This window comes from Thermus brevis, assembly GCF_026427635.1.
GTDB classification, from domain to species: Bacteria; Deinococcota; Deinococci; order Deinococcales; family Thermaceae; genus Thermus; species Thermus antranikianii.
On record NZ_CP102606.1, the window covers coordinates 1,152,530 to 1,174,239 of the forward strand.

General features: G+C 66.9%; 17 protein-coding genes and 1 pseudogene. 6 read left to right on the forward strand and 12 right to left on the reverse strand.

From position 1 onward, the window contains the following. Positions 1-3: 3 nt before the first annotated feature. Together KQ693_RS06535 and KQ693_RS06540 are read right to left on the reverse strand one after the other, a co-directional pair. Complete coding sequence (locus tag KQ693_RS06535) at positions 4-447, reverse strand: YqhA family protein (protein WP_219759429.1); 444 nt, start codon at positions 445-447, stop codon at positions 4-6. Between the two features lie 9 nt (positions 448-456). Next, positions 457-1,491 (reverse strand): substrate-binding domain-containing protein, encoded by a 1,035-nt coding sequence (locus KQ693_RS06540; RefSeq protein ID WP_267262316.1) that lies wholly within the window; start codon positions 1,489-1,491, stop codon positions 457-459. Between the two features lie 90 nt (positions 1,492-1,581). Between KQ693_RS06540 and KQ693_RS06545 the strand changes: the two genes are divergently transcribed. The 5 genes from KQ693_RS06545 to purD are packed head-to-tail and all read left to right on the forward strand — an operon-like array spanning position 1,582 to position 5,948. After that, positions 1,582-2,115: a glycerol-3-phosphate acyltransferase gene (locus KQ693_RS06545; RefSeq protein ID WP_267262317.1), complete on the forward strand. Its 534-nt coding sequence runs from the start codon at positions 1,582-1,584 to the stop codon at positions 2,113-2,115. A 9-nt stretch (positions 2,116-2,124) separates the two neighbouring features. After that, positions 2,125-2,919 carry a fumarylacetoacetate hydrolase family protein gene (locus tag KQ693_RS06550; protein WP_267262318.1) on the forward strand — a complete coding sequence of 265 codons (795 nt, stop codon included), beginning with the start codon at positions 2,125-2,127 and terminating at the stop codon, positions 2,917-2,919. Then, a complete protein-coding gene (locus KQ693_RS06555; RefSeq protein ID WP_267262319.1) occupies positions 2,913-3,809 on the forward strand; it encodes an MBL fold metallo-hydrolase in 897 nt (298 codons plus the stop codon). The genes KQ693_RS06550 and KQ693_RS06555 overlap by 7 nt, the downstream gene beginning before the upstream one ends. Positions 3,810-3,813: 4 nt before the next feature. Then, the gene (gene purN, locus KQ693_RS06560; protein ID WP_267262320.1) at positions 3,814-4,704 is read left to right on the forward strand and encodes a phosphoribosylglycinamide formyltransferase; all 891 of its coding nucleotides are present in this window, start codon (positions 3,814-3,816) and stop codon (positions 4,702-4,704) included. After that, entirely contained in the window at positions 4,701-5,948 is a 1,248-nt protein-coding gene (gene purD / locus KQ693_RS06565; protein WP_267262321.1) for a phosphoribosylamine--glycine ligase, read from the forward strand. The genes purN and purD overlap by 4 nt, the downstream gene beginning before the upstream one ends. Positions 5,949-5,960: 12 nt before the next feature. Here purD and KQ693_RS06570 read toward each other — a convergent pair whose 3' ends face one another. The 10 genes and pseudogenes from KQ693_RS06570 to KQ693_RS06615 form a co-directional block, all read right to left on the reverse strand. Then, entirely contained in the window at positions 5,961-7,874 is a 1,914-nt protein-coding gene (locus KQ693_RS06570) for a 3'-5' exonuclease (protein ID WP_267262322.1), read from the reverse strand. Then, positions 7,871-8,230 carry a response regulator transcription factor gene (locus tag KQ693_RS06575; RefSeq protein ID WP_267262323.1) on the reverse strand — a complete coding sequence of 120 codons (360 nt, stop codon included), beginning with the start codon at positions 8,228-8,230 and terminating at the stop codon, positions 7,871-7,873. Before KQ693_RS06575 ends, KQ693_RS06570 begins: the two co-directional genes overlap by 4 nt. Beyond that, positions 8,205-10,706 (reverse strand): sensor histidine kinase, encoded by a 2,502-nt coding sequence (locus KQ693_RS06580; RefSeq protein WP_267262324.1) that lies wholly within the window; start codon positions 10,704-10,706, stop codon positions 8,205-8,207. Before KQ693_RS06580 ends, KQ693_RS06575 begins: the two co-directional genes overlap by 26 nt. Beyond that, a complete protein-coding gene (locus KQ693_RS06585) occupies positions 10,703-10,879 on the reverse strand; it encodes a hypothetical protein (protein ID WP_169378066.1) in 177 nt (58 codons plus the stop codon). Before KQ693_RS06585 ends, KQ693_RS06580 begins: the two co-directional genes overlap by 4 nt. Beyond that, entirely contained in the window at positions 10,876-12,624 is a 1,749-nt protein-coding gene (locus KQ693_RS06590; protein ID WP_267262325.1) for a DUF294 nucleotidyltransferase-like domain-containing protein, read from the reverse strand. Before KQ693_RS06590 ends, KQ693_RS06585 begins: the two co-directional genes overlap by 4 nt. Beyond that, positions 12,578-12,946, reverse strand: a complete 369-nt coding sequence (locus KQ693_RS06595) for a hypothetical protein (protein WP_267262326.1) — start codon at positions 12,944-12,946, stop codon at positions 12,578-12,580. The genes KQ693_RS06590 and KQ693_RS06595 overlap by 47 nt, the downstream gene beginning before the upstream one ends. A 38-nt stretch (positions 12,947-12,984) precedes the next feature. Beyond that, positions 12,985-14,727 (reverse strand): annotated as a pseudogene (locus tag KQ693_RS06600) (sodium:solute symporter family protein). Between the two features lie 10 nt (positions 14,728-14,737). Further along, positions 14,738-14,986: a DUF4212 domain-containing protein gene (locus tag KQ693_RS06605; RefSeq protein WP_267262327.1), complete on the reverse strand. Its 249-nt coding sequence runs from the start codon at positions 14,984-14,986 to the stop codon at positions 14,738-14,740. 188 nt (positions 14,987-15,174) lie between these two features. After that, positions 15,175-17,058, reverse strand: coding sequence for an acetate--CoA ligase (locus tag KQ693_RS06610; RefSeq protein WP_267262328.1), 1,884 nt, complete (start codon positions 17,056-17,058; stop codon positions 15,175-15,177). Continuing rightward, a complete protein-coding gene (locus KQ693_RS06615; RefSeq protein ID WP_267262329.1) occupies positions 17,036-19,567 on the reverse strand; it encodes an AMP-binding protein in 2,532 nt (843 codons plus the stop codon). The genes KQ693_RS06610 and KQ693_RS06615 overlap by 23 nt, the downstream gene beginning before the upstream one ends. A 128-nt stretch (positions 19,568-19,695) precedes the next feature. Here KQ693_RS06615 and acs point away from each other — a divergent pair, with 128 nt between their 5' ends. Next, positions 19,696-21,642, forward strand: coding sequence for an acetate--CoA ligase (gene acs, locus KQ693_RS06620; protein WP_267262330.1), 1,947 nt, complete (start codon positions 19,696-19,698; stop codon positions 21,640-21,642). Positions 21,643-21,710 lie beyond the last annotated feature (68 nt).

Consider the following 21,710-nt stretch of genomic DNA (forward strand, 5'->3'; position numbering starts at 1 on the left):
ATCCTATTCCTTGGCCTTAGCCAGCCAAAGGGCGGAGGCCAGAAGGGCCACCCCGCCGGCGAAGAGGAGGAAGTCCAAGGAGGTTTGGGGTTTGAAGGCCGAGGCCTTTTCAAAGAACTTCACCACCAGGATCATGACGATCACCTGGCCCAGCTTGCCCTTGAGGTCCGCCAGGCTTTCCACCGTGAGGACGTTTTCCAAGGGAAGTTCCAGCTTGCGGATGAAAAGTTCGAAAAGGCCCAGGCTGAAGATGAGGAAAACGGCGCTCAAAAGGGCCAGGTCCACGGCGCCCACCAGGACGGGAAGGGCTTCATCCAAGGGTTTTTGCACCGCAAGGAGGGTTTCCTCGAGGGCATGCCAGGCGAAGTACAGGGCCCCGAGGAGCATCCCCACCACGGGCAGGAGCATGAGCCAGCGCAAAGGGTAAACCAGGGTTTCCGGGCGCATGGGGAGATTCTAAGGCAGGTAGGGAACCGCAGGAGAGGTGCGGGTGGAGGCCCGTTCGATTAAGAGGGGTTCAAAGCGCACGGCCCGGGGAGGGCCCGCATAACCCTGCATTCTCTCCAGGAGAAGCTGCGCCGCCCGGGCGCCCATGGCCTCCACCGGCTGGGCGATGGTGGAAAGCCCCACCTCCTCGGTGAAGGGATGGCCGTCAAAGCCCAGAACCCGCACCTCCTTGCCCACGGTGAGCCCAAGCCTTTCCGCCTCCTCCAGGACGCCCAGGGCCACCTGGTCGGCCCCGGCGAAGATGTTGACCGGCGGGGAAGCCTTTTCCAGGAAGTACCGGAGGGCGAGCCTCCCCCCTTCCTGGGAAAGCCGGGTGGTGTAGAGGTGCTCCTCGGGGAAGGGGCGGCCTGCCGCCTTGAGGGCTTCCCGGAAGCCGGCCAGGCGCTCGGCGAAGACCGTGTGGTGGAAGGCCCGGTCGGGTTCCTCCTCCACCTTCACGGCGAAGATGGGGCCGGGAAAGCGTGCCAGGTACTCCCCGGCCAGGTGGCCCCCCAGGAAGTTGTCCAGGTAAACGGAGTCGTATCGGGGGTTCTTGGCGTCCACCAGCACCACGGGACGGTCGGTGGGGAGACGGCCCCCCTCAAAGTGCTCGCTCAGGTCGTAGGAGGCGAGGATGAGGCCGTCGGTAAGGAAGGCCAGGGTGGAGCTTTCCAAATACCGCCTGAGCCGGGCCTGGGAGAGGATGGGGAAGAGGGCCAGGTCGTAGCGCTTTTCCAGGAGGACGCCTTCGATGCCCTCCACGAGCCTTCGGTAGAACTCCGTGGCCACGAAGGGAAGGAGGACGGAGACCGTGTAGCTTCGCCCTCCCGCGATGCGCCGGGCATGGGGGTTCGGGGTGTAGCCCAGTTCCTCCATGGCCTTCAGCACCCGGGCTCGGGTTTCCGGGCGCACCGCCTTATGGTTGTTGAGCACCCGGCTCACCGTGCCCAGGCCGACCCCGGCCCGGGCGGCCACCTCGAGGATGGTGGGTTTCTTCTTGCTCATAGCCTGGTTCCCTGTTCCTGGTGGAAGCGCTTCATGGAAACTTCCATAACCAGGATAGGGCAAGGGGGAGGTTTTTGCAAGAATGGGGGCATGGCCTACCTGCTTCTGGCGTACTTCCTGGGTTCCATGGTGGGGGGGCTCCTCTTCTTTCCCGAGGTGCGGGCCAGGGACCTCCCGGGGGGCTCGGGGGTTTTCCGCCGGAAGGGTCCTTGGGCCGCTCTCGGGGTGGTGCTGTGGGACCTGGGCAAGGGAGCCTTGACCCTTCTCCTGGTTCCCCCGGAGTGGCGGGTGTGGGCCGCGGGGGCGGTGGTGGCGGGCCACAACTGGCCCCTTTTCTTCCGCTTCCGGGGCGGGGGTGGGATTGCCCCCTCCCTGGGCTACTTCCTGGCCTGGCTTCCCGGGGAAACCCTGGGGGCGGCTTTTTTGGGCCTAGGGGTGGCGGGGGTCTACCACCTCCTTTACTGGAGGAGGCGGCGTAAGGGTATTTATCCCATACCCTTCGGGGCCATCTTCGGCTACCTGGCGCTTTTGCTCCTGGCCCCTGCGGAGGGGCGGCTCGCGGCCTTGCTGGTGGCCCTGGTGGTGGCCCTAAGGGGTCTGCAAATCCTCTCGGGAAGATGGTAGCTTTAGGGCATGAAGCTCTTACGTTTTAACGAAGGCCGTTGGGGGATACTGGAAGGGGAGCTGGTTCTGGAAACGGATGGTCCAGGGGGAAACCCCACGGGAAAGCGCTACGACCTGGCCTCGGTGCGCCTTCTGGCCCCGGCCACGCCCAGCAAGATCGTGTGCGTGGGGAGAAACTACCGGGAACACATCCGGGAGATGGGGCACGATTTCGGCCAGGACCTGCCCAAGGAGCCGGGCCTGTTCCTGAAGGCCCCCAACACCCTGGCCCACCCCGGAAACCCGCGGGATCCCTGGAACACGGGGGATGCGGTGCCCTATCCCTTCTTTACCCAGGAACTCCACTACGAGGGGGAGCTGGCGGTGGTCATCGGCGACCGCATGCGGAATGTGTCCCCGGAAAAAACCCTGGACCACGTGCTGGGGTACACCATCGCCGTGGACATCACCGCCCGGGATGCCCAGAAACAGGACCTCCAGTGGGTGCGGGCCAAGAGCGCCGACAAGTTCTTGCCCCTAGGTCCCTGGATTGAAACCGATCTGGACCCACAGAACACCTGGGTGCGCACCTACGTGAACGACCAGCTCCGCCAGGAAGGGCACACCTCCGCCATGATCTTCAGCGTGGCCGAGATCCTCTCCTACATCTCCAGCTTCATGACCCTGGAGCCCTTGGATGTGGTCCTCACCGGCACCCCGGAGGGCGTGGGGGCCTTGCAGCCGGGGGACAGGCTGGAGGTGGCCATTGAGGGCATCGGCACCCTGCACACCCGGATCGGCCCTAAGGAGGAGCGCCCATGGTGAGGGTCCTGGACCTCTACTTCCAAGGGGCGGAGAAGGTCATCGCCAGCTTCCTCCTCCAGTCCAAGGAGGGGCCGGTCCTGATCGAAACGGGGCCGGAGAGCACCTATGCCCGCCTCGAGGCGGCCTTGAAGCAGGAGGGAGTGCACCCAAAGGAGGTCCGCCATGTCTTCGTGACCCACATCCACCTGGACCACGCCGGGGCTGCCTGGCGGTTTGCGGAGCTTGGGGCCACGGTGTACGTGCATCCCCGAGGGGCCCCGCACCTGGTGGATCCCTCGAGGCTTCTGGCCTCCGCCGAGCGCATCTACGGGGCCATGCTGAAACCCCTCTGGGGGGAGCTTAAAGGGATTCCCCAGGAGCGGGTGCGGGCCCTGGAGGACGGGGAGGTGGTGGACCTCGGGGGGCTTAGGGTCCAGGCCCTGGAAGCCCTGGGCCACGCCTCCCACCACCATGCCTACCTGGTGGATGGCCTCCTCTTCGCCGGGGACATCGCCGGGGTGCGCATCGCCCCGGGGCCGGTTCTGCCCCCTACCCCACCCCCCGACATCCACCTGGAAAGCTGGTACGCTTCCCTGGACCGCATCCTGGCCCTCAGGCCCGAGGTCCTCTACCTCACCCACTTCGGTCCTTACCGGGACGTGGAAGCCCACCTCCTGGCCTTGCGGGGGGTCCTGGAGGAGTGGGCGGGTTGGGTCCTGCACCGGCTTAAGGAGGGGCTTTCCCTGGAGGAGATGACCGAGCGCTTTGAGGCCTACTGGCGGGAGGGCTTGAGGCGAGCCGGGGTGGAGGAGGAGGGAATGCGCCTCTACGAGCTCGCCGATCCCCCCTACATGAACCTGCAAGGTCTGGTGCGCTACTGGCAGAAGCACCACCCGGAGGCCCTGGGATAGGCTTATGCTGAGCCCATTTCCCTTGGGCCGTCCCGCGCGGATGGCGGTTATGGCCTCGGGCCGGGGCACCAACCTGGAGGCCCTCCTGGAGGCCTTTCCCCCCCAAAACCCCTGGGGGGAAGTGGTGCTGGTCCTCTCCGACAACCCGGAGGCCTACGCTTTGAAGCGGGCCTCGAGGCGGGGGGTGGAGGCGGTGGCCATCCCCTGGCGGGGGAGGAAGGCGTTTGAAAGGGAGGCCCTGGACCTTTTGCGGGCCAGGGGTGTGGACCTGGTGCTCCTGGCTGGCTTCATGCGCCTCCTCTCCCCGGGTTTTGTGGAACCCTGGTACGGGCGCCTTTTGAACATCCACCCCTCCCTCCTCCCTGCCTACCCAGGGCTTCACGTGCACCGGAGGGTCTTGGAGGCGGGGGAAAGGGAAACGGGCTCCACGGTGCACTTCGTGGACCAGGGGATGGACACCGGGCCCATCGTCCTCCAGGAGCGGGTGCCCGTCCTGCCCGGGGATACCCCGGAAACCCTGGAAAGGCGGGTGCTTTTCCTGGAGCACCGCCTTTACCCCAGGGCGGTGCGCCTGGTGCTTTCGGGACTGGCCTTCCCCCCGGGGGAGGGCCTGAAGGCCCTTCTTGGGGAGGCTTGGCCCCGCTTCCAGGGGCTCACTCCCAGGGAGAAGCCCCTTTATCTCCGGGCCGCGGCCCTGCTTTCCGCCTGGGGCCTGGGGGGTCTGGTGCCGGCCGCCCTTATGGGCCAAGGGGGGGACTGGGGCCGGGGGGCCTTCCTCACCGCCCACCTCCTGGCGGAGGACCATCCCGCCCTGCGCCGGGAGCTTGCCGAACTTCCTGAAGAGGCCCGCCTGAGGGCCGAGGAGGCCTTGAGGCGGGTAGAATCTCCCCTATGAAGGTGCTGGTGGTGGGTTCCGGGGGGCGGGAGCACGCCCTCCTTTGGAAGGCGGCGCAAAGCCCCCTGGTGGATCGGCTCTACGCTGCTCCCGGCAATGCCGGGATGGCGGCTTTGGCGGAGCTGGTTCCCTGGAATGGGGACGTGGAGGCCCTGGCGGACTGGGCTTTGGCCGAGGGGATAGACCTCACCCTGGTGGGTCCTGAGGCCCCCTTGGTGGAGGGTATCGCCGACGCCTTCCAGAAGCGGGGCCTTCTGATTTTTGGTCCCACCCAGAAGGCTGCCATGATCGAGGGTTCCAAGGCCTTCGCCAAGAGGCTGATGGAGCGCTACGGCATTCCCACGGCCCGGTACCGCGTGTTCCAGGATGCCCTCCTGGCCCTGGAGTACGTGGAAAGCGTGGGGGTGCCCATCGTCATCAAGGACTCGGGCCTGGCGGCGGGCAAGGGGGTGACCGTGGCCTTCGACCTGCACACCGCTAAGCAGGCTGTCCTCAACCTTCTCTCCGGCCCCGAGGGGGGGGAGGTGGTGGTGGAGGAATACCTGGAAGGGGATGAGGCCACGGTGCTGGCCCTGACCGATGGCGAATCCATCCTGCCCCTCCTGCCCTCCCAGGACCACAAGCGCCTGCTGGACGGGGACCAGGGTCCCATGACCGGGGGCATGGGGGCGGTGGCTCCTTACCCCATGGAGGCCGCCACCCTGAGGCGGGTGGAGGAGGAGATCCTGAAACCCTTGATCCAGGGCCTGAGGGCGGAAGGAGTGGTCTACCGGGGGGTGGTCTATGCCGGTTTGATGCTCACCCGGGAAGGTCCCAAGGTGCTGGAGTTCAACGCCCGCTTTGGCGACCCCGAGGCCCAGGCCCTCTTGCCCCTTTTGCAGAATGACCTGGTGGACTTGGCCCTGAGGGTGGCGGAGGGGCGGCTTAGGGGAACGGAGCTGACCTGGCGGGAGGGAGCCTCCGCCTGCGTGGTCCTGGCGGCCCCCGGTTACCCGGAAAGCCCGAGGAAGGGGATTCCCCTCCATGTTCCTGAGCCGCCGGAAGGGGTTCTGGTCTTCCACGCCGGGACCCGGTGGGAGGGGAACAGCCTGGTGAGCGCCGGGGGGCGGGTTCTGAACGTGGTGGGGTTGGGGAAAACCCTGGAGGAGGCCCTTTCCCGGGCCTATGGCTTTATTCCCCAGGTGGGCTTCCCCGGGGCCCAGTACCGGAAGGACATAGGCCACAAGGCCCTCCGCCTGGGCTAGGGGGCTTGGCGGTCAGTACCTGAGCCTGGCCAGGGGCAACCTGGCGCAGGCCCTGAGCACCTCCCCCAGGGTGCGGTAGCCCTTGGCCCTGAGGAGGGGGACCATCCCGGCGAAGACCTCCGCGGTCATGAGGGCATCCCCCAAGGCGGTGTGCCGGCCGATCACGGGCACGCCGAAGCGCTCCGCCAGGGTTTCCAGGCGGTGGTCCTGGAGGTCGGGGAAGAGCAGGTAGGAAAGGAGCAGGGTATCCACCAAAGGGGGCTGGTCGATGCCCACCCGCCTGAGGAAGGCCATGTCAAAGGCCCCGTTGTGGGCCAGGAGCACCGTGTCCTCCAGGAACAGGCGAAACCCGGGGAGCACCTCCTCCAGCTTGGGCTTTTCCTTCAGCATCTCCCAGGTAAGACCGTGGACCTCGGTGGAGGCCTTGGGAATGGGGCGTCCAGGGTTAACCAGGGCCTCGAAGACCTCGTGGCGGAGCACCTTTTTTCCGAGGATGTGGACCGCCCCTAGGGCGATGATGGCGTCCTTTTCCGGATCCAGGCCGGTGGTTTCCAGGTCGAAGGCAGTGTACAGGAGGCCTTCCAGGGGAGCCTCCTCCAGTTCCTCGGGGGCGTGGAGCAGGGAGAGGTCAAAGACCTCGGCCCGGGGGGGAGGGCCCGCCTTGGCGGGAAGCCGGGGGGCTTCCCGGGCGGGTAGGAGGAGTTGAAGGCGGGATCCCGCCCACCAGGCACTCCCGCCGGACCTCTCCACCGCCTCCTTGAGAAGAGGGGGAAGGTCGGGGTGGGCGTCCCCTGGGCTTAGAGGAGGCTTGGGCAGGGTGAGGGTGAGGTGGAGCAGGTTGCCCTCCCGCCTCCCCTCCAGGAAGGCTTCCTCCTCGTCCCTTAAGGCGGCGGCCAGGCCTCGAGCCAAGGCGTAGGTGTCCGCCTGGACCAAGAGGTTCCTGGCTTCTTCCTCCAGGGAGAGCCCTGGGGAAACCCCCGTTTCCCGCTCCAGGGCCTGGGTCAGGAGGGCTAAAAGGTCTTCCGCCAATACCTCTGCCGCCTGGGCCGGGGCTTCCCAGGAGGCCACCAGCTGGCCGAGCTCCTCGGCGGTGGCCGTGGCGGTCTTGAGGAGGGGCTCGAGGGGGGTTCCCCTGGCCTCCCGCTCCAGGGCTTCCGCCAGGGCCTTGAGCCCGGCCAGCTTGTCCTTCAGGCGGTGGAGGAGGGCGGCATCCCATCCGCCCTTTTCCCGGGCTTCCTCCAGGAGGACCAAAAACCCTTCCTCCCTCTCCAGGGGCACCACCTGGAGCCAAAGCGGCCCTCTGGGCCCCTGGGTTAAAAACCGCTCCTCCGGCAGTCCCAGGGCGTGGACCATGAGCCCGCGGTCCAGGAGGCCGAAGAGGCTTTTGCCCACCCCCAGGCCCTCCCCCAGAAGCTCCCGGGCTCCTTGGTTGTAGAGGAGGACCTGGCCCTTGGGGTTGGCCAGCACCACCCCGTGGGGAAGGTGGCCGATGAGGGCGGCAAGCTTCTTCCTCTCCTCCTCCAGAAGGGATTTGGCCTCGGTGATGCGCGCCGCCACCTCCTTTTCCAAGGCCTCCTTTTCCTGGGCCAGGCGGTTGATGAGGTCCGCCAGGGCCCTGAGCTCAAAGGGCCCCCGGAGGCGCAGGCGGTGGCCGGGGTTGGCCAGGAGGATCTCCGCCTCCTGGCCCAGGGCCCGGGTGGCGGCCAGATAGCCCAGGAAGACCGGGTAGAGGAGGGCGGCCAGCACCAGGGTGAAGAGGAAGCCCACGAAAAGCAGTACAGGTAGCTTCGCCTGAGCCAGGCGAAGAAGATCCTCTTTCAGGCCCTCCTCCCCCTGAAGAAGGAGGAAAAGGCCCAGGCCTAAGGCTCCCCCCACCAGGAGGAGGCCCAGAAGAAGGGCTCCCAAAAAGCGCCAGGCTTCCCTCATCTTCCTCCCGCCAGCTCCTCCACCTGGGAAAGGAGGTCCTGGATGCCAAAGGGCTTGGCCATGAAGGCCTCGGCTCCCAGGGCCAGGGCCTTGGCCCGGTCCGCTTCCCGCCCCCGGGCGGTGAGGACCAGGACCTTGGGCCTTTGGGGTAGGGCCTTGGCCCGCTCCAAGACGGCGAAGCCATCCATGCCCGGAAGCATGAGGTCCAAGACCATGAGGTCAAAGGCTCCTCGGGATAGGGCCTCGAGGGCCTCCTCCCCCCTGCGGGCCAGAACCACCTCGTGCCCGGCCTTCTTCAGGAGGAACTCCAAAGGCACCAGGATGCTTTCCTCATCGTCCACCACCAGAATCCTCATGCTCCACCTCCAGGGGAAGGGTGAAGGCGAAGCTGGCTCCCTCCCCCTCCTCCAACCAGATCCGCCCCCCCAGGCTTTCCACCAACCTCCGCGCCAGGAAAAGGCCCAGGCCCGTGCCTCCGGAGAAGCTCTGGAAGGGCTCGAATACCAGGGCCCGGGCCTGGGGGGGCACTCCGGGACCATCGTCAAAGACCCGGAAGAGGGCCTCGCGGTTGATGAGGGTAAGCTCCAGGCGCACCCGGCTTCGGGCGTGGCGCAGGGCATTGTGGAGGAGGTTCAAAAGCACCTGGAGGACCCGGTCCCGGTCCGTGAGGGCTTGCACCCCCGCCAGATGGGACTCCATTGTAATCCCCCTTTCCCGGGCCAAGGGTTCCACCAGGGCCAGGGCTTCCTCGGCCAAGGTACGAAGGTCCGTGGGGCTGCGGGCGAGGGGCACCCCCGCCTGGAGCCGGGTGTAGGCCAGGATCTCCTCCACCAGGCGGGAGAGCCTGGCGGTTTCCTTGGCCAGAAGGGACACGAAGCGCCCACGCTCCTCCTCGGGAAGGTCGGGGTTGGCCTCGAGGATCTCCGCCAGGGCCCGCACGGCGGTGAGGGGGGTTTTGAGCTCGTGGGAAACCGCAGCCAGAAGCTCGTCCTTGGCCTGGTCCAGGGCCTTCAGGCGTTCGTAGGCCTCGGCGAGCTCCTTCCTGGCCTCCTCGAGGGCCTGGGCGTAGGCCCGAAGCTCCCGGGATTCCCGGGCTGCCTCCTCCACCTCCTCCCGCAGGGTTTCCGGGGGGACCTCCCGGGTGACGGAGAGGAGGAGGAGCTTGGCGGTGGCGGGCCCCACGGACCCCGCCAGCAGGGTTTCCGCAAGTCCCGCCGCTTCCCGGCCCGGGAGGGCCCGGGCCTGGCGGCGGAAGCTTTCCTCCGCCTCCGGCCCCAAGACCCGCCTGAGGAGGGCGGCGAGCTCCTCCACCTCCCCGGTGCGCTCCTCCTGCAAGGCCTTCCGGCGGGTGAAGAGGGAAACCCCGAGGGTCAGGGCCAGGTTCAGGGTAAGGCTTGTCAAAAACCCGTGGGTCACGGGATCCAGCCCTCGGATTCCCAAAAGCCCTTCCGGCTTTAAGAGGGGGTGGGGGCCTTCCAAAAAGAAGGGGGGGAGCCAGCCCGAGCGGGCCAGGGCTGGGAGAAAGAGGGTATAGGCCCAGATGACGATCCCTCCCAAGAGGCCCGCCAGGGCTCCTTGGGGGGTGGCTCCCTTCCAGAAGAGCCCAAGGAGGCCCGCCGGGGCTAGCTGGGCCACGGCCGCAAAGGAAATGAGGCCCATGGCCACCAGGGCGTAGGCCTCCCCCGCCAGGCGGAAGTAGAGGTAGGCCAGGAGCATCACCGCTAGGATGGAGATCCTCCGCCAAAGGAGGAGGCTTCCCAGGGCGCGGAAGCGGAGGAGGAGGGGGGAGAGGAGGTGGTTGGAGATGAGGATGGAAAGGGCCAGGCTTTCCACCACCACCATGGCTGTGGCCGCCGAAACCCCGCCCAGGAAAGCGAGAAGGGCCAAGGGAGCGCTCCCAAGCTCCAGGGGCAGGGCCAGCACGTAGAGGTCCGGGTTTTCCTCGGGGAGGAGAAGCCGGCCCCAAAGGGCCAGGGGAAGGACGGGCAGGTTGATGAGGAAAAGGTACAGGGGGAAGGCCCAGGCCGCCAGGCGGAGGTGCTTGGGGTCGGTGTTTTCCACCACGCTCACGTGGAACTGCCGGGGCAGGAAGAGGAAGGCCAGGCCGGAAAGGACCATCAGGCTCGCCCATTCCAGGTAACCGGTAAGGCCCTCCTGGGGGAGGAGGAGGGGGAGGAGCTCGGGATGGCCCTGGATCCTGGGAAACGGGTTTCCCAGCTGCCAGAGGACCACTCCCCCCACGAGGAGGAGGGCCAGGAGCTTCACGAAGGACTCAAAGGCCACCGCCAATACCAGGCCCTGGTGCCGCTCCGAGGGATCCAGGCGGCGGGTGCCGAAGAGGATGGCGAAGAGGGCCAGGAGCAAGGCGGTGGGAAGGGCGATGTCCGTGAGGGGTTCCTCCTCGCCCCTGAGGAAGAGGAAGGCCTGGGCGATGGCCTTGAGCTGCAGGGCCAGGTAGGGAAGCAGGCCCACCACCAGAAAGGCGGCGGCCAGGGGACCAAGGAAGCCGTGGCCGAAGCGCAGGTAGAGGAAGTCGGCCCAGGAGGTGAGGCGGTGGGCGCGGGCCAGGGAGAGCAGCTTTCCGTGAAGAAACGGCCCAAGGAGGAGGACCAAGGTGGGCCCCAGGTAGATGGGGAGGAAGCTGGCTCCCTCCATGGCCGCCCGGCCCACGCTTCCCATGAAGGTCCAGGCGGTGGCGTAGACCGCCAGGGAAAGGGTGTACGCCCAGGGGCTTTGGACCAAAAAGCGGCCCCGTCCCTCCCCCAGGAGGGCCACCAGGAAGAGGAGGCCCAGGTAGAGGAAAAGGCTCAGGAGAAGAAGGAGAGGGTTCATGGCCGGCGGAACAGGAGGTAGGCCAAAAGCACCACCAAACCCCAGGAGCCGTAGAGGTAGAGGTAAAGGGGAGGAAGCCCCCAGGGCCCCAGGGGGCTGGGGAAGACCAGGCTTACGGGGAAGAGGAAAAGAAAAAGGGCCAGGAGGAAAAGGGCGAAGGACCTCTCCTTCATCGCAGCTGGAAGCGGCTTGCGGTGCTCTCCTGCATCTCGGCGATGGCCCGGAAGCCCTCGAGGGCCTTTCGCCGTTCCCCGGGGGATAGGCTGGACCAAAGCGCCCGGTTGCTCACCTCTCCACCCCGCTCCAGGGCCCGTAGCTGGTGCCTCAGGCGCAGGGCGAAGAAGAAGCGGAAGGCCTCCTCGAGGCGTTCCGCTCCCTCCTGGCTTAGGGTGCCTCCTTCCGCCGCCGCCTTGAGCCTTTCCACCGTGCCCTTGGCCAGGCTCCCCGCCATGAGGGCGTAAAGCCGGGCCAGGGCCACGATGGGGGCGATGGCGTGGCGCTTGAGATCCACAAAGCCCTCCTCCGTGCGCACCCTTCCAAAAAGGCCCAAGGGAGGGCGGAACTCCAGGCTGGCCTGGGCCAGGTGGTAAAGGAAGACTCCCTTCCGGCTTCCCTCCAGGATGGTTTCCTCCAGGGGCTTTAGGGAAAGGCTCCCCGCCGCCTTGCGCAGGTCAAAGAAGATCTGGGTTTCCAGGAGGGCCTGGGGCTCGGGAGCTTCCATCCAGCGGCGGAAGGTTTCCTGCCACTCCGGTAGGGTCTTGCGCCAGCGGGTGGCCATGTACCCTCCCTTGCACTCGGGGATCCCGGCCCGGATCAGCCCTCCCACCACGTGCTCCGCCAGGGCCTGGAAGTAGGCCTCATGGCCGTCCTGTTCCAGCACCAAGGCGTTGTCCTGATCCGTAAGGAGGGCCTGCTCCCGCCTTCCCTCCGAGCCGAAGACCAAAAAGGCGTAGGCCACGGGAGGGGGGCCCAAGGCGGCTTCCGCCTCCCGCACCAGGCGGCGGATGAGGGCGTCGTTGAGGGAGGCCACCACCCGGCCGATCTCCACCCCGCCCAAGCCCCTCTGGAAGAGGCCTTCCACCAAGGAGGCCACCTCGAGGCTATACCGCTCCAGCTCCAGCCTCTCGATGCGCCTCAGGAGGAGGAGGGGGCTTTGCGCCTGGTTCAGGAGGAGGTCGGTGTGGGTGACCACCCCCACCACCCGTTCCCCTTCCGTGAGGGGCAGGTGGTGGATTCCCCGCTCCACCATGGCGGCCAGGGCCTCGTAGACGGGGGTTTCCGCTGGCAGGGAGAAGAGGGGGGCGGTCATCACCTCCCCCACGGGGGTGGAAGGGGGGCGGCCCTCGGCCAGGACCCGGTTCCTCAGGTCGCGGTCGGTGAGGATGCCTGGGGGTTCGCCTTCCACCAGGAGGCTGGAGATGCCTTCCTGGCGCATCCTCCTGGCCGCTTCCTCCACGGTGGCGGAGGGTGGGATGAAGGCGGGCGGGCGGCGCACCAGCTGGCCGACGGGCGAGAAGAGGGAGGGGGCCGGGGCCAGCCTGAGCCGGACCCGTTCCACCAGGCCTTGGCCGAAAAAGCGGGCTACCTCCGGGTAGGCCAGTAGCCTTTGGAAGGCTTCCTTGGGAAAGGCCAGGACCTTAACCGGCGTTTTGGCCACCACGCTTAGGGAAGGAGGCTCCCCGGAGAGGAGGGAGGGGAAGCCGAAAAACTCCCCCGCCTCGAGGGTTCCCACCTCCTCCTCCCCGTCCACCAGGGCCACGGTACCCTCCAGGAGCAGGTACAGGGCCTGCGCGGGCTCGCCTCCCTGCTCCAGGAGAAAGGTCCCAGGGGGATGTTCTTCCGCCCGGGCTTCCTTCAGCAGGGCTTCCCGTTCAGCCTCGGGAAGGGCGTTTAGGGGTGGAAGGGTTCTGGGATCCATACTCCGGGGTCAGCCAGGCCAGGAGGGGAACCAGGAGGTGGAGGGCCACCTGGGCCTGCAGGAGGATCAGAAGGCCAATGCCCAGCATGAAGGCCGGGGGGAGAAGCACCACCAGGCGGATCACCCGGCCTATCCCGGGCTCGGGTAAGGGCCAGATGCGGTGGTAAAGGATTCCAAGCCCCACCCCGGCACCAGCTCCCAGGGCGATCTGGAGCAGGGTAACCGGGGTGGGGAAGGGAAGGCCCAGGAGGTAGTGGCCCGTGAGGTAGAAGCCGAAGAACACCACCAGGCTTCCCAGGTAAAACCGCAGGTAATGGAGCATGAGGATAGTTTAAGGGGGGCAGAAGCCCCCCTCGAGGTCTAGTGCTCCGCAGCCTGTCCTGCGCCTTTGGGGATGCGGATATCCTCCACCAGGTGCTGGATGTGCTCAGGGGGTGGGGGCGTGGCCCGGGAAACCACGTAGGCCACCACGAAGTTCAGGATCATCCCGATGACGCCCACCCCTTCGGCGCTGATGCCGAAGAGGTTCGGGATCACCGGGGCCGGGGCCCCGAAGATCTGGGGTGCCCGCATCATCCCGATCATGACCGCGGTGAAGATGAGGCCCACCAGGATGCCGGCGATGGCCCCCTCCCGGTTCATCCGCTTGTCAAAGATGCCCAGCAGGATGGCAGGGAAGAGGCTCGCCGCCGCCAGACCGAAGGCGAAGGCCACCACCTGGGCCACGAAGCCCGGGGGGTTCACCCCGAAGTACCCGGCCAGGATCACCGCCAGGAGGATCACGATGCGGCCCGCCAGAAGGCGCTGGGCCTCGGTGGCGTTGGGACGGAAGATGCGGTAGTAGATGTCGTGGGAGATGGCGCTGGACATGGCCAAAAGCAGCCCCGCAGCCGTGGAGAGGGCGGCTGCCAGACCGCCCGCCGCCACCAAGGCGATGACCCAGGGGGCCAGCCTGGCCACCTCCGGCGTGGAGAGCACGATGATGTCGTTATCGATGTGAACCTCGTTCTTGCTCTTCTCGTCGGGGGTGTTGAAGTCCGGCTTACCGCCCTTTAAGGCGAAGGCCCGGCCCGGGGCCACGGTAACCTTCCCGTTCCCATCCTTATCCACGAAGGCCAGGAGCTTGGTCTTCTCCTACTTGGCCACCCAGTCGATCTGGCGCACTTCCTCCAGGGTCTTGCCGTGCAGGGTGCTGATGAGGTTGTAGCGGGCGAAGGCGGCAAGCGCCGGGGCCGTGGTGTAGAGGAGGGCGATGAAGAGCAAGGCCCAGCCAGCGGAGTAGCGGGCGGAGCGGACGTCGGGCACGGTGTAGAAGCGGATGATCACGTGGGGAAGCCCGGCCGTACCCACCATCAGGGCCAGGGTGATGGCCAGGATGTCGATCATGGGCTTGCCCTGGAAGGGCTTGGTGTACTCGGTGAAGCCCAGGTCCAGCTGGATCTGGTTCAGGCGGCTCACCAGGTCGCTGAAGGTGAAGGCCAGCTGGGGAATGGGGTTGCCGGTGAGGACGTTGGCGATGGCGATGGCCGGGATCAGGTAGGCGATGATCAGGACCGTGTACTGGGCCACCTGGGTCCAGGTGATTCCCTTCATGCCCCCCAGCACCGCAAAGAAGGCCACCACCGCCACCCCGATGATGACCCCGGTGGCGATGTCCACCTGCAGGAAGCGGCTGAACACGATGCCCACACCCCGCATCTGCCCGGCCACGTAGGTGAGGGAGATGAAGATGGTGGCGACGGCGGCCACGGCGCGGGCGGTGTGGGAGTAGTAGCGGTCGCCGATGAAGTCGGGCACCGTGTACTTCCCGTACTTGCGCAGGTAGGGAGCCAGAAGCAGGGCCAGGAGCACATAGCCCCCCGTCCAGCCCATGAGGTAGACGGCGCCGTCATACCCCATGAAGGAGATGAGGCCCGCCATGGAGATGAAGCTGGCGGCGGACATCCAGTCGGCGGCGGTGGCGGCTCCGTTGGCGATGGCCGGCACGCCGCGGCCGGCCACGTAGAACCCTGCGGTTTCCCGAACCCGGCTGGCGTAGCCGATGTAGATGTAAAGGGCAAAGGTGAGGCCCACAAGGAGATAGGTCCAGACTTCAACGCTCATGCGCTTCCTCCTACTCGTGCACGTCGTACTGGCGGTCCAGCTGGTCCATCTTCCAGGCGTAGTAGAAGATCAGGATGACGAAGACGTAGATGCTTCCCTGCTGGGCGAACCAGAACCCCAAGGGAAGTCCCCCTAGGCGTATGCCGTTTAAGGGCTCCACCAGGAGGATGCCGAAGACATACGAAACCAGGGCCCAGACGGTGAGCAGGTTCCGTATGAGGGATATGTTGGCCTTCCAGTACCCTTCCAGCTTGCTCATAACTCCCTCCCCCGCTAGGGAAGCGCCCTGTGCGCTCCTTTTTTGCCTCCCTCGCGGTTAGGGGCAATCTTAGGGAAGGATGAAGGGGGTGTCAAGAAACCTTAACTTTGCGGGTATGCGCAAAAGGGGGGGTTTTCTCGGTGAGAAAAAGGGGCTGGGGTGTTCCCAGCCCCAAAAGGAAGGCGGGGTTACTCCTCGAGGGTGGAGAGATCCCCGGGGTCCTTGCCCAGCTCCTGGGCCTTGAGGAGGCGGCGCAGGATCTTGCCCGAGCGGGTCTTGGGAAGCTTGTCCAGGAAGACGATCTCGGAAGGGGTGGCGATGGGACCCAGCTCCCGGCGCACGTGGGCGATGAGGCTTTCCCTAAGCTCCCCCGAGGGAGCCTGGCCTAGCCGGAGCACCACGAAGGCCTTGATGGCCTCCCCCTTCAAGGGGTCGGGCACCCCTATCACCGCCGCCTCGGCCACCGCAGGGTGGGAAACCAGGGCGCTTTCCACATCCGCGGTGCCGATGCGGTGGCCCGCCACGTTCAGGACGTCGTCCGCCCGGCCCAGAACGCTGAAGTAACCCTCCTCGTCCTTGCTGGCCACATCGCCGGCCACGTAGACGTTCCCCGGCACCTCCCGCCAGTACTGGAGGTAGCGGTCGTGGTTGCCCCAGACGGTGCGCATCATGTGGGGGAAGGGGCGCTTCAGGACGAGAAGCCCTCCTTGCCCCGGGGGGACCGGCTTGCCCTCCTCGTCCACCACCTCCACCTCCACCCCCGGCAGGGCCACCCCGGCGAAGCCGGGTTTGGCCGGGAGCACCAAGGGGGTGCCCAGGGTGGGCCCGCCCAGCTCCGTCTGCCACCAGTTGTCGGCCACAAACCCCCGCCGACCCCCATCCACCAGGTGCTGGTAAGCCCAGCGCAGGGCCTCGGGGTTTAAGGGTTCCCCGGCCACGGCGACGAGGCGCAGGGAGGAAAGGTCGTATCGGGCGGGCCACCCGGGGCCGAACTTCATGAAAAGGCGCACCGCGGTGGGGGCGGTGAACATCACGTTCACCCGGTAGCGCTCCACCACCTGCCAGAAGGTCCCGGGGTCGGGGTAGTCGGGGGCTCCTTCCCGGAGGAGGCTGGTGACCCCCTCCAGGAGGGGGGCGTAAACGATGTAGGAGTGGCCCACGATCCAGCCGATGTCGCTGGTGGCCCAGAAGACGTCGTCGTCCTTTACGTCGAAGAAGGTGCGCAGGTGGTAGGTGGTGCCCACCATATACCCCCCGTGGACGTGCACCACCCCTTTGGGTTTTCCCGTGGAGCCGGAGGTGTAGAGGATGAAGAGGGGGTGCTCCGCCTCCACCATCTCCGCCCGGGCCTCCGGGGGGCTTCCCCAGAGGATTTCCTGGAAGTCGTAATGCCCCTCGGGAAGCTCCGCTTGGAAGGCCCGCTGGAACCAGACCACCTGGAGGGGCAGGTCCTTGATGGCCTCCTCCACGATGGAGCGGAGGTCCACTCCCTTGCCCCGCCGGTAGCTCACATCCCCGGCGATGAGGAGCTTGGCCCCGGCGTCCAGGATGCGTTCCCGCAGGGCGCTCACCCCAAGCCCGGCGTAGACCACGCTGTGGATGGCCCCCAGGTAGGCGGTGGCCAGCATGGCGAGGATGCCCTCGAGGGTTAAGGGCATGTAGATGACCACCCGGTCGCCCTTCTCTACCCCCAGGCGCCTAAGCCCCGTGGCCAGGCGGCGCACCCGGTCCAGGAGCTCCCCATAGGTGAGCTTCTCCTCCCGGCCGTCCTCGGAGAGGTAGAGGAAGGCCACCTTGTTCCTCAGGCCCCTTTCCACATTGCGTTCCAGGGCGTTGTAGACGGCGTTGGTGGTGCCTCCCAAGAACCAGCGGTGCTCGGGAAGGTTCCACTCCAGGACCTTTTCAAAGGGCTTCTCCCAGTAGAACCTCCGGGCCCATTCCCCCCAGAAGCCCTCGGGGTCCTCGAGGCTTCGCCGGTACTCATCGGAAAAATTCTGGAGATTCGCCTTAAGGCGCACCTCCTCCGGGGCCCAAAGCCGCTCTTCCGCCTTAAGAAGCTTTTGCACCGCCATACTCCTCCTCCAATGCCGAAACGTCCCCAGGGTCTACGCCCAGGAGTTCTGCCTTTAGGAGCCGCCTTAGGATCTTGCCGCTTCGGGTACGGGGCAGGCGTTCCACGAAGACGATCCGGGGCGGGGGAACCGGCCCCAGATGCCGCAGGAGGTGGGCCTTGATCTTCTCGGCCAGGAGGGCCTTGAGCTCCTCGGGTACCTCCTTCTTGGGGACCGCAAAGACCACGATTTCCTCGCCTTCCTCCCCGGGGATCCCGATGGCGGCTGCCTCCGCCACCTGGGGGTGGGTGAGGGCGGCCGCCTCCACCTCGGCGGTGCCGAGCCGGGCCTCCCCCACCTTGATGACCTCCTCGGAGCGGCCCAGGATGCGGAAGTAGCCTTCCTCGTCCCAGGTGGCAAGGTCACCGGTCCAGTAGAGACCCCCTTTCCAGGGGCTTTCCCCCCCGAGCAGGTCCACCATATGGGAGGGCCCTGCCCTAAGGAGGACCAGGTGGCCCTTGGCTCCAGGAGGTAGGATGCGGCCTTCAGCGTCCACCACCCGGGCTTCCACCCCGGGCAAAGGCACCCCCACGAAGCCGGGTTTGGCCGGCAGGGTGAGGGGTGTGGCCAGGGCAGGGGCTCCCAGCTCGGTCTGCCACCAGTTGTCCAGGGGCCAGGCCAGGTTCTCCCGGGTCCAGCGCCACACCTCGGGGGCCAGGGCCTCCCCCACGCTCCCCACCAGGCGCAAGGAGGTGGGCCGGGCCTCCCCGTGGCGACGAAGGGTGCGGAGCACCGTGGGGGAGGTGAGGAGCACGTCCACTCCGAACCGCTTAAGCCTTTCGTAGAAGGCGGCGGGGTTGGGGTGGTCCGGCCGGTCCTCCACCAGGAGGCTGGTGCCCCCCAGGAAGAGCGGGGCGTACAGGCCGAAGGAATGCCCCACCACCCAGAAGAGGTCGGCGGTGGTGTGGAAGACCTCTCCCGGTTTCAGGTCAAAGAGGTAGCGGAGGGCCCAGCTTACCCCCACCATGTACCCGCCGTGGCCGTGGACCACTCCCTTGGGCCTGCCCGTGGAGCCCGAGGTGTGGAGGATGAAGAGGGGATGCTGGGCGGGAACGGGGACGGCGTCCGCGGGCTTTCCCTCCGAGGCCCTTTCCAGAAACTCCGTGGTGCCCCGGGTGTGCCAGAGCACGGGAAGATCCAGGCCCGAAAGGGCTGCCTCCACCACCGGCCTTAAGGGGACGAGCTGGCCCCGGCGGAAGTAGCCGTCGGCGGCCACCAGAAGGCGGGCCTGGCTTTGGAGAAGCCGCTCCCTCAAGGCTTCCGGGCCCAGGCCCACGGGCAGGGCCACGTGCACCGCCCCAATCCGCGCCAGGGCCAGGAGGCTCAAGGCAGCCTCCAGCCCCGTGGGCAGGTAGAGGGCCACCCGGTCCCCCCGCTTCACCCCCAGGGCCTGGAAAAGCCCGGCGAGGCGGCTGGAGAGGTCCAAAAGTTCCCGGTAGGTCCACTTCTCCAGGTGCCCATCCCCATCCAGGGTGATGAGGGCTACCTGCTGGGCCTTTTCGGGCAGGTGGCGGTCTAAGGCGTTTAAGGCGGCGTTGGTGCGCCCCCCACCGAACCAGGTGTGGGTGGCGGGGTCGTAGACCCTTTCCCAGGGGGTTTCCCAGTGGAACTCCCGGGCGAAGCTGCCGAAAAAGCCTTCGGGATCCTCGAGGCTTGCCTGGTAGGCCCCGGGGTAGTCCCGCAGGTTGGCCCTTTCCTTAAGGGCGCAAGGGGGTTCCACCACCTCCACCTGGAGGCTTGGCTCCAGGGGAGAGGCCAGGCTGGGGGGCTCGGGAGGGCGCAGGTGGGCGGACACCTGGGCCACCTCGGAAAGGGCCCGGGCCAGGCGGCTGAAGGCGAAGGGAAAGCGCCGGGTGGGCACCACCACCCCCAAAGCCCCCAGAAGCTCCCCTCCCGGGCCGAAAAGGGGAGCCGCTAGGGCCGAAAGGCCCAGGGCGTACTCCTCCATCTCCGCCGCCAGGCCCGATTCCCGGACCCGGGTGAGTTCCGCCTCGAGGGCCAAGGGATCCGTCAGGGTGTAGGGGGTTCTGGGGACAAGGGGGGGTAGGGACAGGGCCCCGTAGGCCAGGAGGACCTTGCCCAGGGCCAGGGCGTGGACCTCCTCCGGCAGGGTGTCCCCCAGGGGATGGGGCTGGCCCTGGCGCCCCCGGGTTTTGAGCCGGATTCCTTCCGGGGTCAGAAGGGCCAGGTAGCACCGCTCCCGGGTGCGGAGGTAGAGTTCCTCCAAGGCTTCCTCGAGGGGCGTGGTTTCCAGCCGGAGGGGCTTGGCCTGGCCCAGGCGGTACCCCCGCTCCGTCTTCACCGCGAAGCCCTCCTCCGCCAGGCTGTTCAAAAGCGCATAGGCGGTGGAGAGGCTCTTCCCCAGGAGGCGGGCCACCTCCTTCACCTCCACCCCTTCCGGGTGCTCGGCCAGGTAGGCCAGGATGCGCAGGGCCGCCTGGACCGTGGAGAGGCTCCTCTTCCTGGCCATTTGCGTCCATATTCCGTAGGCTAGGCCCCACCTGTCAAGAAAAGGGAGGTTTGGCAAATGGTGAAAACCCCCCTTTTTCTTGACCCCGCCCGGGGGCCAGCCTATCCTTAGAGGCCAAGGGAGGGTATATGGACCGGATCGAAGGCGTTCTCAAGGAGGAGCGGGTCTTCTACCCCAGCGAGGAGTTCCGGAGCAAGGCCCACATCAAGAGCGAGGAGGAGTACCAGCGCCTGTACGAGGAAAGCCTGAAGGACCCCGAGGGCTTCTGGGGACGGGTGGCCTCCGAGCTCCACTGGTTCGAACCCTGGCAGAAGGTGCTGGAGGGTGACCTGCCCCATGCCAAGTGGTTCGTGGGGGGCAAGACCAACCTGTCCTACAATGCCCTGGACCGCCACGTCCAAACCTGGCGGCGCAACAAGGCAGCCCTCATCTGGGAGGGGGAGCCAGGGGAGGAAAGGGTTTTGACCTACCACGACCTCTGGCGGGAGGTGCAGAAGTTCGCCAACGTCCTGAAGCGCCTGGGCGTCAAGAAGGGGGACCGGGTCACCATCTACCTCCCCATGGTTCCCGAGGCTGCCATCGCCATGCTGGCCTGCACCCGCATCGGGGCCATCCACTCCGTGGTCTTCGGCGGCTTCTCCAGCGGGGCCTTGGCCGAGCGCATCCGGGATGCCGAGGCCAAGGTGCTCATCACCGCCGACGGGGGCTACCGCCGGGGCCAGGTGGTACCCCTCAAGCAGAACGCCGACGAGGCCCTTAAGGAGGTTTCCACCGTGGAGCACGTGGTGGTGGTGCGGCGTACCGGGGAGGAGGTGCCCTGGACCCCGGGCCGGGACCACTGGTGGCACGAGCTCATGGAGGCGGTTTCCGACCGGGCGGAGGCGGAGCCCATGGAGGCGGAGGAGCCCCTTTTCATCCTCTACACCTCGGGTTCCACCGGGAAGCCCAAGGGAGTCCTGCACACCCTGGGCGGCTACATGACCTACGTCTACCTCACCACCAAGCTGGTCTTTGACCTGAAGGACGAGGACGTCTACTGGTGCACCGCCGACGTGGGCTGGATCACCGGCCACTCCTACGTGGTCTACGGGCCCCTACTGAACGGGGCCACCACGGTGATGTACGAGGGAGCCCCCAACTGGCCCGAGCCTGACCGCTTCTGGCAGATCGTGGACAAGTACGGGGTGAACATCCTCTACACCGCTCCCACCGCCATCCGGGCCTTCATGAAGTGGGGCGAGGGTTGGCCCTTGAAGCACCGGCTGGACTCCTTGCGCCTTTTGGGCACCGTGGGGGAGCCCATCAACCCCGAGGCCTGGCTCTGGTACTACCAGGTGATCGGGAAGGGCCGTTGTCCCATCGTGGACACCTGGTGGCAGACGGAAACCGGGGGCATCATGATCACCACCCTGCCCGGGGCGCATCCCATGAAGCCTGGGCATGCGGGGAAGCCCTTCTTCGGGGTGAAGCCGGAGATCCTGGACTCCGAGCACAAGCCGGTGGAGAATCCCGACGAGGGCGGGCACCTTTGCATCACCCGTCCCTGGCCCAGCATGCTCCGCACCGTCTGGGGGGATCCCAACCGCTTCCTGCAGCAGTACTTCAGCCAGCACCCCGGCAACTACTTCACCGGGGATGGGGCCCGTCGGGATAAGGATGGCTACTACCTGATCCTGGGCCGGGTGGACGACGTTCTGAACGTGGCCGGGCACCGGCTCGGCACCATGGAGATTGAGTCCGCCTTGGTTTCCCATCCCGCGGTGGCCGAGGCGGCGGTGGTGGGCCGGCCCGACCCCTTGAAGGGAGAGGCCATCGTGGCCTTCGTGACCCTGAAGGAAGGGCATGCTCCTTCTGATACCTTGCGGGACGAGCTCAAGGCCCATGTGGCCAAGGTGATCGGGCCCATTGCCCGCCCGGACGAGGTGCGCTTCACGGATGCCCTGCCCAAGACCCGCTCCGGCAAGATCATGCGCCGCCTCCTGAGGCAGATCGCCGCCGGGGAGCACGAGATCAAGGGGGATACCTCCACCCTCGAGGACCGCTCGGTGGTGGAGCGCCTCAGACAAGGGGCCTAACCCTGGGAAAAGGGGAGGGGCCGGGGAAACCCGGCCCCTTGTATCACCCCATCCTGGCGAGGGACAGG